Raw genomic sequence first — 13,392 nt, 5'->3', positions numbered from 1 at the left:
AAATTATCCGCCAGTTTCACGTTGTGCCTCGGGCGGATCGCCGCGACGGCGATTTCGCCCGGCCTTGGGTTGCACCAGGGTGCCGTGCTCGAACAGGAAACCCGCGATATCGGGCTTCCGGCGGCCTTCACGACCGTCTGGATGATGATCAGCAGCGGTACCGCCAGCAATGCGCCCGACGTGCCCCACACCCATCCCCAGAAGCTCAGCGAGATCAGGATCAGCAATGGGCTGATCGTAAGCCGGTGGCCGACGACGAACGGCGTGATCGCGTTCGCCTCGACCAGATGCAACCCGTACATCAGCGCCGGCGGCGCATCGCCATCCAGATGTCGGAAAACGTCATGAGCCCACCCAGCGCCAGCAGGAACGCGCCGATCACCGGCCCGAAATACGGGATGTAATTGAGCAGCGCGACGATCCCGCCCCACATCGCCGGATAGGGCATGCCGATGAACCACAGCGCCACCCCGGTGACGATCCCCAACACGATGTTGATCAGCGTGATCGTGCCGAGATACGCCGACACGTCGTCGACGATGTCCTGAATTACGCGGGCCGTCGCCATCGCGCCATCGAAGCTGGTCCGGCCGGTGATCGTCTGCCGCCGCATCCGCGTCCAGCCGGACAGGAAGAAGAACACGATCAGCACCCCGAACAGGAACTGCACGATGACGGCCGGCGCCGAGGTGGCCGCCAGTTCGAGGATCGATCCCGGCGCGGCGACGCCTGCGGTCGCCGGCTGCTTGATCGGCGTCGACGCGACCTGCCGCAGCGTCTTGTTCACGTATTTCTCGAGGCTCGAATACAGATCGAGCAGCGGCGCGAGGTTGCTCTGGATTCGATCAAGCCGGGTCGGCAACAGCCGGAAGAAATCGGTCGCCGGCACGAGGATCGCGGCGATCGCGATGTTCGCGGCGATCAGGAACACGAGAATGCACAGGATCGCGGCGAGCGGCGACGGCACATGGCGCCGCTCAAGCCATTCCAGCACCGGCACGAGCGCGACGGAAATGACGAGCGCGATGGTGAGCGGCAGGAAGAACTCGGCGCCGGATTTCAGCGCGAACGGGATGGCGAGGATCAGCCCGACCCCGGCGGTCAGCGTCAGCGCCGCGAGCAACCGGTCGCGACGCTGCGCGATCCGCATCGCATCCTCGACCCCGACCGCAATCGGCAACCCGAACGCACTCTCGGCCGGCGGACCTTCCGCAACGGCGCCGCCCTCGCCCTGTGGCTGGTCCGGTTCCTGGCGAAGTCCCTCGCCCGTCATGGCGTCCGTCATGGCAATTCCTTTGCCACCCCCATCCCGTAATCGCGGTCGGCATTCAAGCGGCGCGCGGTGCCAGCGTGATGGAATTCCTCGAAAAGACCCCGTTATGTCTGATCATGCCTTGATCCCGAGACGCCCGCTCTTCGTCATCCTGACGAAAGTCAGGACCCAGAGCCAAAATCGCTGCCCTCCGTTACCCCTGGGTCCTGACGTTCGTCAGGATGACGGAGCAGTATCAGGTATGGCCCCCTACGCCGTCACACCGACCCGATCCGCGAACAGCACCTGCAGGTCCTTCTTCAAAATCTTCCCGTTCGCATTCCGCGGCAGCGTCTCATGCACGAACCGCACCGCGACCGGCGTCTTGAACGCCGCCAGATGCTGCCGGACCCAGCCCTGCAACTCCGCCTCGGTCGTCACAGCGCCCGGCGCGAGGTGCACCACCGCCGCCGGCTCCTCGCCGAGGATCCGGTGCGGGATGCCGATCAGTGCCGCGTCGGTCACCGCAGGGTGCGCGTAGAGGACGTTCTCGACCTCGCTCGAATAGATGTTCTCGCCGCCGCGGATGATCATGTCCTTGGCGCGGTCGACGATGTAGCAGAACCCCTCCTCGTCGAGCCGCGCCAAGTCGCCTGTCCGCACCCAGCCGTCGACGAACGTCGCGGCGGTCGCGTCGGGCTTGTTCCAATATCCCTTCACGATCATCGGCCCCCGCGCCCAGAGTTCGCCGACTTCGCCAAGAGGCATCTCGGTCACGCCGTCGTCCGCCATGATCTTCAGGTCGGCGGCGGCGACCGGTGGCCCCGCGCTGGTCGGTCGGTTGAGATAATCCTCAGCCCCGTGATGCGTGACGGTCGCCATCGTCTCGGTCATGCCCCAGCCATTGCCGGGCATCGCGCCGAACTCGGCATGGATGCGCTTCACCAGCTCGGGCGCGGCGGGCGCGCCGCCATAGGCGATCGATTCGAGCGACGAGAGATCGTATTTCGCGCGATCGGGATGCTCCAGCAGCTGCCACGCGATCGTCGGCACGCCGCCGGTGACGTTGACCTTCTCGCGCTCGATGATCTCCATCGCCCGGATCGTGTCCCATTTGCGCATGAAGATCATCGTGCTGCCGGTCGCGATCACGCCCATCATGCCCGCCGAACACGCCGTGACGTGGAACAGCGGGATCACGGTCAGCGTCACACGCGGGGTCGGCTCGGGCGGTACCTCGCCGCGGCGCAGGAACGAGCGCGCCGACGAATAGCCGCCCGACAGGATGTTCGACATCATGTTGCGGTGCGTGCCGAGCGCCCCCTTCGGCGCGCCGGTGGTGCCGCTGGTGTAAAAGATCGTCGCATCGTCATCGGGCGCGATCGTCGCCTCCGGCAGGCCGACATCGGGCAACGCGGCCCAGTCGTGCGGCGTGCCGATCACGTCCTCCAGCCGCGTGACGATCCCGGTCAGCGGCTCCGCGGCGCGCGCGACGAACACATGCTCCAGCTCCGGCAGCGTCGCATACGCCGCCTCCAGCCGGCGGTGCCGCTCGTCGTCGGTGATCAGCACGCGCGCACCCGAATCGGCGAGGCCGTATTCCATCTCGGCACCGGTCCACCACGCGTTGAGCGGCACCATGATCGCGCCAATGCTTGCGCCGGCGAAGAACGCGACCGGCCATTCGGGGAGGTTGCGCATCGCCAGCGCGACGCGATCGCCGGGACCGATCCCCATCTCGCGCAACCGGTGCGCAAGCACGGCGATCGCACGAAAGTTCGCCTCGTAGGTGACTCGCTCGTCCTCATACGCCGTAAACACCCGCTCGCCATGCGCGCGCGCCGCTCGGCCAGCCACCGCAGCGACGGTGGCGCATTCTTCCAGATCCGTGTTTCGATGCCCGCGATCGTGATCGTCTCCATCTCGAATTTCGCGCCGGGCGCGGTCAGCATTCGCTCGGCATCGGCGAGCGACATCGCCGGCCAGGAGGGATCGAGTGCGATGATCGGTTCGCTTGCCAAGACCGGTTGACTCCAGAGTTGAATTTCGGGTTTGGCTTATCGCCTGTTCGAAGACAGGTTATAGTTGATTCCTGCCGCACTCAAGGCAATAGAGGCAGCAAGTTCGAACTAGGGGTATGGAGCGGGTGATGGCGGGAACGGTCGAATCATGAAAATCGCCAAGCCCGCGGCGCATGGCTTCGATGCAGGCCGGTTGGCGGCGATCGATACGCTGATCCAATGTCGCTATGTCGATTCGGGCAAGCTCCCGAACGCGCAATTGCTGATCGCGCGCGACGGCGAGATCGTCCATTTCTCGCACGTCGGCGCAGCACGCGAGGGCGGCAAGGCGGTCGACGAAGCGTCGCTGTTCCGGATCGCGTCGATGACCAAGCCGATCACCTCGGTCGCGTTCATGATGCTGGTCGAGCAGGGCCTCGTCGCGGTCGATACGCCGGTCCATCACGTGCTGCCCGAGTTCAAGGATATCGGCGTCTATGACGGCGGCGGTGGCGGCGTGCCGTTCGTGACCAAGCCGACCGCCGAGCCGATGCGGATGGTCGACCTTCTCCGTCACACCTCGGGGCTGACCTACAGTTTCCAGAACCGCTCGAACGTCGATGCGGCCTACCGCGAGGGCAAGATCGAGAGCTGGCATGGCGGCCACGACCTCGACGGCTTCATCGGCGCACTGGCCAAAATCCCGCTCGAATTTTCGCCCGGCACCGCGTGGAATTACTCGGTCGCGACCGACGTGCTCGGCGCGGTGGTCCAGCGCGTGTCGGGCCTGCCGCTCGACCAGTTCTTCAAGGACCGCATCTTCACGCCGCTGAAGATGAAGGATACGTTCTTCCAGGTTCCCAAGGGCAAGCTCGATCGCCTCACCGACTGCTACACGCTCGTCGCCGGTAAAGGCCGCGTGATGTACGATCGCGGCGCCGAGAGTGCCTGGAGCCGCGCGCCGAAACTTCTGTCCGGTGGCGGCGGGCTCGTCTCGACCGCGCTCGATTACCACCGGTTCAACACCATGTTGCTCAATGGCGGCGAACTTGACGGTGCGCGCATCCTCGGGCGGAAAACGCTCGACCTGATGACGCAGAACCACCTGCCCGGAAAATCCGATCTCGCGACGATGTCGAAGTCGCTGTTCAGCGAGGCGTCGAACGCCGGCACCGGGTTCGGGCTCGGCTTCGCGATCACCGACGACGTCGCCAAGACGATGGTGCCGGGGTCGAAAGGCGAATTCTACTGGGGCGGGATGTTCTCGACCGCGTTCTTCGTCGACCCGGTCGAGCGCGTGTCGATGGTGTTCATGACCCAGCTTTCGCCGAGCAGTGTCTATCCCATCCGTCGCGAACTGAAGACGATGATCTACGCCGCGATGACCTGATCCCCAAACGGCCGTCATCCCGGCGAACGCCGGGACCCAGGGCCGCACGCACAACGATTTTGGCTCTGGGTCCCGGCATTCGCCGGGATGACGGGGCCGGCACAGGAGAAACCAATGACCAGTCCGATCCGCACAGAACGCCATGACGACGTCCTCGTCATCATCTCGAACAATCCGCCGGTCAACGCGCTCGGCGCAGCGGTCCGCCAGGGCCTCGAAGCCGCGATCAAGGAAGGCGTGAAGGACGACAGCGTCACCGCGATGGTGATCCGCTGCGACGGCCGCACGTTCTTCGCGGGCGCCGACATCACCGAGTTCGGCAAGGAAATGGTCGAGCCCGGCCTGCCGACCGTCGTCGACATGATCGAGGCCTCGTCGAAGCCCGTCGTCGCCGCGATCCACGGCACCGCGCTCGGCGGCGGCTGCGAAGTCACGCTCGGCTGCCATTACCGCGTCGCCGTCCCCTCGGCGAAGATCGGCACCCCAGAAGTGAAGCTCGGCCTACTTCCCGGCGCCGGCGGCACGCAGCGTATCCCGCGCATCGCCGGCGTGAAGCTCGCGCTGGAGATGACCGCGAAGGGCGATCCGATTTCGGCCAAGAAGGCGCTCGACGCCGGCCTGATCGACAAGATCGTAGGCGAAGACTCGCTTGAAGCGGACGCCGTCGCGTTCGCGAGCGAGATTGCGACCAAGCGTCCCCTGCCCGTGCATCCGAGAAGACCGCGCAGGCCGATCCGGACGCCGTCGCCGCGTTCAAGAAGGAGAATGCGCGGCGTTTCCGTAACTTCGACGCGCCGGCCGCCAATATCGCCTGCGTCGAGAAGGCCGCCGACGGTTCCAGCTTCGAAGAGGGCATCGCCTTCGAGCGCCAGGAATTCATGAAGCTGATGACCGGCGTGCAGTCGGCCGCACAGCGCCACATCTTCTTCGCCGAGCGCCAGGCCGCCAAGATCGACGACGTCCCCGCCGACACCAAGCTGCGCGAGATCAAGCGCGTCGGCGTGATCGGTGCGGGCACGATGGGCGGCGGCATCTCGATGAACTTCCTGTCCGCGGGCATCCCCGTGACCATCGTCGAGATGCAGCAGGACGCGCTCGACCGCGGCACCGGCGTCGTGCGTAAGAACTACGAGGCGACCGCGGCCAAGGGCCGGATCAAGCCCGAGCAGGTCGAACAGGCGATGGGCGCGCTGAAGCCGACGCTCGACTTCGCCGACCTCGCCGAGTGCGACCTGATCATCGAGGCGGTGTACGAGACGATGGAGGTGAAGAAGGATATCTTCACCAAGCTCGACGCGATCGCCAAGCCCGGCGCTATCCTCGCGTCGAACACCTCGTACCTGAACATCGACGAGATCGCGGCGTGCACCAAGCGGCCCGAGGACGTGGTCGGGATGCACTTCTTCTCGCCCGCCAACGTGATGAAATTGCTGGAGGTCGTGCGCGGCGACAAGACTGCGGACGACGTGCTCGCGACGGTCATGGCGCTCGCCAAGAAGATCAAGAAGGTCGCCGTGGTGGCGGGCGTCACCTACGGGTTCATCGGCAACCGCATGCTGATGCCCCGGCAGGTCGAGGCGACCAAGCTGCTGCTGGAAGGCGCGAGCCCCGAGCAGATCGATAAGGTCCATGTCGCGTTCGGGATGCCGATGGGGCCGTTCCAGATGAGCGATCTGGCGGGCGTCGACATCGGCTGGCACCGCGACGCGAGCCGGATCGAGAACATCCGCGATGCGCTGGCGGCGGAAAACCGCTGGGGCCAGAAGACCAAGGCGGGCTTCTACGATTACGACGAGAGGCGCACGCCGTCGAACTCGCCGCGCGTGGCCGAGATCATCGACGATTTCCGCAAGAAGTCAGGCGTTACGCCGCGCGAGATCAGCGACGAGGAGATCGTCGTGCGGACGCTCTACACGATGGTGAACGAGGGCGCGCTGATCCTCGAAGAGGGCAAGGCGCAACGAGCGTCGGACGTGGATGTGGTCTGGATCTACGGCTATGGCTGGCCGGTGTACCGCGGCGGGCCGATGTTCTGGGCGCAGTCGGAAGGCTTGCCGAAGGTCGTCGCGGGGCTCGAGAAATACGGGTTCTCGGTGGCGAAGTCGCTGAAGGATGCCGCGGCATCGGGCGGTCGGCTGAAGTGACCGGTCGCGGTCGTTTCTTGCCGGTGGTCGCACGCTGATGGAGCGGTCTGCGCTCCAGACCGCGGCGGCGATCCGTGCGGGCGAGACGACCGCGCTCGCCGAATGCGACGCGGCGATTGCGCGGATCGAGGCGCGCGACGGTGCGATCAACGCCGTCGTCGTCCGCGATTTCGCGCGGGCGCGCGAGGCTGCACGCGCACTCGATGCGGAAGGTCCCGATGACCGGCCGCTGTTCGGCGTGCCGATGACGGTCAAGGAATCGTTCGACGTCGCCGGCCTGCCGACCAGCTGGGGCGTCGGGGTCCACCGCGACAATGTCGTCGACAGCGATGCCTTGGCCGTCACGCGGTTGAAGGCGGCGGGCGCGGTGATCCTCGGCAAGACCAACGTGCCGGTGCGGTTGAGCGACTGGCAGGCGGACAACCCGATCTACGGCCGGACCAACCATCCGCTCGATCCGACGCTGACGCCCGGCGGCTCGTCGGGCGGTGCCGCGGCGGCGCTCGCGTCGGGCATGGTGCCGCTCGAACTCGGCTCGGACATCGGCGGCTCGATCCGCGTTCCGGCCGCGTTCTGCGGCGTCTGGGGTCACAAGCCGACCTATAGCGCGCTGTCGGACCTCGGCCACCGCGTGCCGGGGACGGATGGGGCCAGCGCGGTTCTCGGCGTGATCGGCCCGCTCGCGCGCAATCCCGAGGATCTGGCCGTTGCGCTCGATATCCTCGCCGATCTGCCTTTGCCACGCGCGAGCATCGACCTCGCACGGCCGCGTATCCTGCTGCTGACGGCGCATCCGTCGGCGCGCGTTGATGCGTCGATCGTCTCGGCGATCGAGCATGTCGGCGAGGCGCTGGGCCGCTCTGGCGCAACCGTTTCACATGCCGAACCACCAATCGACCTCGCCGCGCAACACGCCGACTACATGCGAATGCTCGGCATCGCGATGACCCGCGGCGGCCCGGCGCGTGACGGCAAGGTCGCGACGCTGTCGCACTGGTTCGACCTGCTCGATTCGCAGGCGCGGATGCAACGCGTTTGGGGTGCGTTGTTCGAAGAGTTCGACGCGGTGATCGCGCCGGCCAGCGGGGTGAACGCCTTCGCGCACATCGCCGAACGCAACGTCGCGCGACGGACGCTGTCGATCGACGGCGAGGATACCCCCTTCGGTGTCCAGTTCGCCTGGGCGGGGCTCGCCACCTTCCCCAATCTGCCCGCGACCAGCGTGCCCGTCGGGACCGACCCGCGCGGCCTGCCGATCGGCGTGCAGGTCATTACCAACCGTCACCGCGACCACGACGCGATCGCCGTCGCCGCGCTCGCCCACCGATTAAGCAGGAGCTGATCCGATGTCCGACCTCGACACCTTCCGGTCCGAAACCCGCGCCTGGCTCGCGGAAAACTGCCCGCCCGAGATGCGCAAACCCGTGCGCTCGGAGGACGACGTCTGCTGGGGCGGCCGCCAGTTCAAGCCGTCGCACCCTGCGCAAAAGGAATGGCTCGACAAGATGGCGGCCAAGGGCTGGACCGTGCCCGACTGGCCCAAGGCGTATGGCGGCGGCGGTCTGTCGCCCGCCGAGACCAAGATCCTGCGCGAAGAGATGGCGGCAATAAAGGCGCGCAACCCGCTCAATTCGTTCGGGATATCTATGCTCGGGCCAGCGCTGCTGAAATATGGCACCGAGGAGCAGAAGCTCGATCACCTGACCAAGATCGCGCGCGGCGAGATCCGCTGGTGCCAGGGCTATTCGGAGCCCAATGCGGGGTCCGATCTCGCCGGGCTTGCGACCTCGGCGGAGGACAAGGGCGACCATTATCTCGTCAACGGCCAGAAGGTTTGGACCTCCTATGCCGACAAGGCCGACTGGATCTTCTGCCTCGTCCGGACCGACAAGACGTCGAAGCAGGGCGGGATCAGCTTCGTGCTGTTCGACATGGCCTCGCCCGGCGTGTCGACCAAGCCGATCCTGCTGATCAGCGGCAATTCGCCGTTCTGCGAGACGTTCTTCGACAATGTGAAGGTGCCGAAGGTCAACCGCGTCTACGAGGAGAACAAGGGCTGGGACGTCGCGAAATACCTGCTCGGGCATGAGCGCGAGATGATCTCGGGGATGGGCCTGGCGTCGAGCGGCGGCAATCCGCTGATCGACGGCGCGATCGCCACTCTGGGGCTTGAGGGCGTGCGCCTCGCCGATCCGCTGCTGCGCGCGGCGATCGCGCTGTTCGAGGTGCGCGCGAAGGCGTTCGGAGCGATGTCCGAACGGTTCATCGACGAGCTGAAGGCGGGCAAGGCGCATCCCGCCCAGCCGAGCATGATGAAATACTACGGCACTGAGCTGAACAAGAGCCGGTACGAGCTGATGATGGCGTCAGGCGGATCGGATGCGCTCGAATGGGACAGCGAGCGGTCGCGCGGCGGGGCGGTCCCGCGGTCGTGGCTGCGGACCAAGGCGAACTCGATCGAGGGCGGGACGAGCGAGATCCAGCTCAACATCGTCGCCAAGCGGATCTTGGAATTGCCTGCGTAATTCCCTCGCCCCTTCGGGGAGAGGGTGCCGCAGCGAAGCGCAGGCGGGTGAGGGGCAATGAGGCTCGGACGATCCGACCCAACAGCCCCTCATCCCTACCCTCTCCCCGACGGGGCGAGGGAGTAGAAGGACGAAGAAATGCCATTGTATCTAGACGACGACCAGACCGTTCTTCAGGACACCATCCGCGATTTCGTCGCCGAACACGCGCCGGTCAGCCACATGCGCGCGCTGCGCGACGCCGATGACAAGACCGGCTTCTCGCGCGACCTGTGGAAGCAGTTCGCGGAGATGGGCTTTACCGGCATCCTGATCGGAGAGCAGCATGGCGGGCTCGGGCTCGGCCATGTCGAGGCCGGCGTGGTGCTGGAGGAGATCGGGCGGAACCTGTCACCCTCCCCGTTTCTCTCGACCGCGGTCGCGGCAGTCGAGGCGCTCAAGGGCACGGGTCAGGCGGAACGCTGGTTCCCGGGTATTATCGCGGGCGACACCGTCGCCGCACTCGCAATCGACGAAGCCGCCAAACACCGCGACACGGTGGCGATGAAGGCCGAACGCTCGGGCAACGGCTTCAAGCTGACCGGCGCCAAACGCTTCGTAACGCACGGCCACACCGCCGACCTGATCATCGTCGCGGCGCGCACCGCGGGAGTCGGATAACGACGCGGACGGTATCACGCTGTTTGCGGTGCCGAAGGATGCCGCAGGGCTGACGGCAAACGCCGAACGCCTCGCGGATTCGAGCTTGGCCGCGCGGCTCGAGTTCGAGGGCGTCGAGGTCGATGCGGACGCGGTGATCGGCGAGGTCGATGCCGGTCGCACGCCGCTCGATCGCCTCCTGCGCGCAGGCCGGACCGGTGCGTCCGCGGAGCTGCTCGGCGTCGGTGGCGGGGCAATGGACATGACAATCGGCTACATGAAGGAGCGCAAGCAGTTCGGGACGCTGATCGGCAGCTTCCAGGCGCTCCAGCACCGTGCCGCGCATCTGTATTCGGAAATGGAGGTCGCGCGGGCCGCCGTGCTCAAGGCGCAGCAGCTGCTGGATCAGGGGAGCGAGCGGGCGGACGAAGCGGTCTCGGTGGCCAAGGCGATGACCGCGCTGGCGACCACGCTCAGCGTCCAGGAGGGCATCCAGATGCACGGCGGCATCGGCATGACCGACGAATACGACATCGGCTTCTACATGAAGCGCGCGCGGGTGCTGGCGGAGATGTTTGGGGATGCGAACTTTCACGCGGACAAGCTGGCAGTAGCGGCGGGGTATTGACCTTACCGTTCCCCGGCGGAGGCCGGAGTCCAGTTGGGGGACCTTGCGGTGTGGCGCCGTGCTCCGTTACTGCGGCCTTCCCAACTGGGCCCCGGCCTCCGCCGGGAACAAGGTAACTATGTATGACTTCAAATACTGCCGATACCTCGCCCGAAGCACTCGCCCAAGGTCTCGTCGGCCTGCTCGAAATCGAGGAGGTCGACACCGATCTCTACGTCGGCAAGCGCCAGCCCGGCGGAGTCGGCCGCGTGTTCGGCGGGCAGGTGATCGCGCAGGCACTCCAGGCCGCACAGCGCTCGACCGAAAGCCCCAAGGCCGCGCATTCACTGCACGCGTATTTCATGCGGCCGGGGAACGAGGACTATCCGATCGTCTATCGCGTCGTGCGCGATTTCGAGGGCCGGAGTTTCGCGACGCGGCGCGTGATCGCGATGCAGAAGGGGCAGCCGATCCTCAACATGGCGGCGTCGTTCCAGATGCCGGAGGAAGGCCTGCACCATCAGGACGCAATGCCCGACGTGCCGGCCCCCGAAACGCTCCGCTCGGACCGCGACCTGCGGCTCGAGAATATCGACGGCATTCCCGAGAAATTCCGCGCGCACATGCTCCGCTGGCGGCCGATCGAGGTGCGCCCGGTCAACCCGCGCAGCTGGATCCATCCAGCCCCGCAGGAGCCCAACTATGCCAACTGGTTCCGCTTGGTCGCGCCGATCGGCGACGATCCGGCGATGCACCGTGCGATCCTGGCCTATGCGTCGGACATGGCGCTGCTCGGCACGGCGCTCCTGCCGCATGGCAAGAACTGGATCACGCCGGGGCTGCAGACCGCCAGCCTCGACCATTCGCTCTGGCTGCACGAGGATTTCCGCGCCGACGACTGGCTGCTCTACGCCTGTGACAGCCCCTGGTCGAGGCCACGCGCGCGGCTTCAACCGCGGCAAGATCTTCGCGCGCGATGGCCGCCTCGTGGCGAGCGTCGCGCAGGAAGGGCTTATCCGGATGCGCAAATAGCCCCGTACATCGTCGGGGTTACTTGCGCGTCCAGACCTTCTCGCCGCCGATCCAGGTTTCCTGGACGACGGTGCCGCGCAGGTCGGTCGGCGACGCCATCGTCGGGTCACGGTCGACTATGATGAAGTCCGCACGCTGCCCGGGAGCGAGCGCACCGAACTGCTTATCGGCAAACCCGGCATAGGCCGCCGCGCCGGTCATCGCCCACCACGCCTGTTCGCGCGTGATCAGTTCCTGCGGCTGCCAGCCACCCTGCGGTTGCCCGTCGGCATCCTGACGCGTGAACGCCGCGGCCCAGGTTGCGAACGGATCGGGCTTCTCGACCGGGAAGTCGGTGCCGAAGGCAAGCTTGGCGCCGTTGGTCAACATCGACTTCCACGCATAGGCGCCCGCCAGGCGGTTCGGCCCGAGCCGTGCCTCGGCCATCGTCCGGTCGCTGGTTTCGTGCGTCGGCTGCATCGAGGCGATCGTGCCGAACTTCCCGAACCGCAGCAGGTCGGTCGGATCGACGACCTGCGCATGCTCGATCCGCCAGCGGCGGTCGCCGGTATAGGTCTCGCTCTCGACCTGGATCGCGTCGAGCACCATCTGGTTGGCCCTGTCGCCGATCGCATGGACCGCGACCTGATAGCCGTCCATCGCCGCCCGGCTCATCTGGTTCTGGAGCTGGTCGTCGGTCACGAAACCCAGCCCCGACTGGCCGGGCGCGTCGACATAGGGCTTCAACAGCCACGCGCCGCGCGATCCCAGTGCACCATCGGCGTACAGCTTCACGCCGCCCATCCGCAGGCGATCATTGTAGAGCCACGGCGTCGGCCCCTTGCCGCCGATCCGGCTCGCGGTCTCGACGCCCAGCGCATAGCTCATGATACGGACGCGAAGCCCGCCGATGTCCGCCATCCGGCGATAGGTCAGCCAGTCGTCGAGCGTCGTGCCCATGTCGGCGACCGCGGTGACGCCGTAGCGCAGCAGGATGCTCTGCGCGGTCAGGAAGGCGGCGTCGCGCTCCTTGGGGAGTGGCTGTGGGACGACCTTCTCGATCAACGCCTGCGCGCCATCGACGAACACGCCCGCAGGCGCGCCGCCGGTCTTCTCGATGCGCCCACCTGCCGGAGATACGGTCGCGCCGGTGACGCCAGCCTCGCGCATGGCCTCGCGGTTCGCCCAGCTGGCATGACCGTCGGCGCGCGACAGCCAGATCGGGTGCCCGCCCGAGACGGAGTCGAGATCCGCGGCCGTCGGGAAGCGACCCAGTCCCCAGGCCTCCTGGTTCCAGCCGCGCCCGATCACCCATTTCCGATCGGGATTGGCGGCGACATAGGCGGCGATCCGCGACTTCGCCTCCTCGAGCGACTTGGTCATCGACAGGTCGAGCGACAGCGCGCCGAAACCCATCTCGATCACATGGCCATGCGCGTCGACGAAGCCCGGCAGCACGGTCTTGCCGCCCATGTCGATCCGCCAGTCGTAGAGCGGCTTGCCCGCGTTTTTCTTCAATTCCTTGCGGCTGAGCTTGGGCGCTTCCTCGCCCGGCGGCACGAGCCGCGTGACCTTGCCGTCCTTGTCGATCAGGATCGCCTTGAAGTGGATCACGCGGCCACCGTCGGCGACCGTGATGCCGTTGACGTTGTCGACGATCCCGTCCGCGAGCGCGGGGTCGGGAGGAGCAGCGCCGAAAGCGCTATGCTGCGCCCCTCCCTGGAAGGGAAGGGGTTGAAGTGGGTCGGCCAGTTGGGGCAGCGTGACGCCTGGACAACGGGCCAACCCACCCCGGCCCTCCCTTCCAGGGAGAAGGCAAGCTGC

General features: G+C 66.5%; 4 protein-coding genes and 5 pseudogenes. 6 read left to right on the top strand and 3 right to left on the bottom strand.

Annotation, left to right across the window (positions count from 1 at the left end; genetic code table 11):
- Positions 1-3: 3 nt before the first annotated feature.
- A pseudogene (locus AC0IX7_RS04980) lies at positions 4-1,150 on the bottom strand (AI-2E family transporter).
- Between the two features lie 372 nt (positions 1,151-1,522).
- Positions 1,523-3,228 (bottom strand): annotated as a pseudogene (locus AC0IX7_RS04975) (class I adenylate-forming enzyme family protein).
- A gap of 193 nt (positions 3,229-3,421) precedes the next feature.
- Between AC0IX7_RS04975 and AC0IX7_RS04970 the strand changes: the two are divergent.
- From AC0IX7_RS04970 to AC0IX7_RS04945, 6 genes and pseudogenes are all read left to right on the top strand, one after another.
- Positions 3,422-4,642, top strand: coding sequence for a serine hydrolase domain-containing protein (locus tag AC0IX7_RS04970; RefSeq protein ID WP_471810745.1), 1,221 nt, complete (start codon positions 3,422-3,424; stop codon positions 4,640-4,642).
- Positions 4,643-4,756: 114 nt separating this feature from the next.
- Positions 4,757-6,786, top strand: a pseudogene (locus AC0IX7_RS04965) (3-hydroxyacyl-CoA dehydrogenase NAD-binding domain-containing protein).
- 37 nt (positions 6,787-6,823) lie between these two features.
- Positions 6,824-8,128, top strand: coding sequence for an amidase family protein (locus AC0IX7_RS04960; protein WP_471810744.1), 1,305 nt, complete (start codon positions 6,824-6,826; stop codon positions 8,126-8,128).
- A 4-nt stretch (positions 8,129-8,132) separates the two neighbouring features.
- A complete protein-coding gene (locus tag AC0IX7_RS04955) occupies positions 8,133-9,311 on the top strand; it encodes an acyl-CoA dehydrogenase family protein (protein WP_471810743.1) in 1,179 nt (392 codons plus the stop codon).
- A gap of 138 nt (positions 9,312-9,449) precedes the next feature.
- Positions 9,450-10,578: pseudogene (locus AC0IX7_RS04950) on the top strand (acyl-CoA dehydrogenase family protein).
- A gap of 122 nt (positions 10,579-10,700) precedes the next feature.
- A pseudogene (locus AC0IX7_RS04945) lies at positions 10,701-11,589 on the top strand (acyl-CoA thioesterase).
- 18 nt (positions 11,590-11,607) lie between these two features.
- On the opposite strand, the gene AC0IX7_RS04940 reads toward AC0IX7_RS04945, so the two are convergent.
- Positions 11,608-13,227, bottom strand: coding sequence for an amidohydrolase (locus AC0IX7_RS04940; protein WP_471813745.1), 1,620 nt, complete (start codon positions 13,225-13,227; stop codon positions 11,608-11,610).
- Positions 13,228-13,392 lie beyond the last annotated feature (165 nt).

It is taken from the genome of Sphingomonas sp. AC411, assembly GCF_979253035.1.
The sequence above is the reverse complement of the archived record's forward strand: the minus strand, read 5'-3'. Positions and strand labels throughout refer to the sequence as shown.

Coding starts and splice junctions, on each gene's coding strand:
- AC0IX7_RS04955 (WP_471810743.1), top strand. CDS start 8,133: ATGTCCGACCTCGACACCTTCCGGTCCGAAACCCGCGCCTGGCTCGCG.
- AC0IX7_RS04960 (WP_471810744.1), top strand. CDS start 6,824: ATGGAGCGGTCTGCGCTCCAGACCGCGGCGGCGATCCGTGCGGGCGAG.
- AC0IX7_RS04970 (WP_471810745.1), top strand. CDS start 3,422: ATGAAAATCGCCAAGCCCGCGGCGCATGGCTTCGATGCAGGCCGGTTG.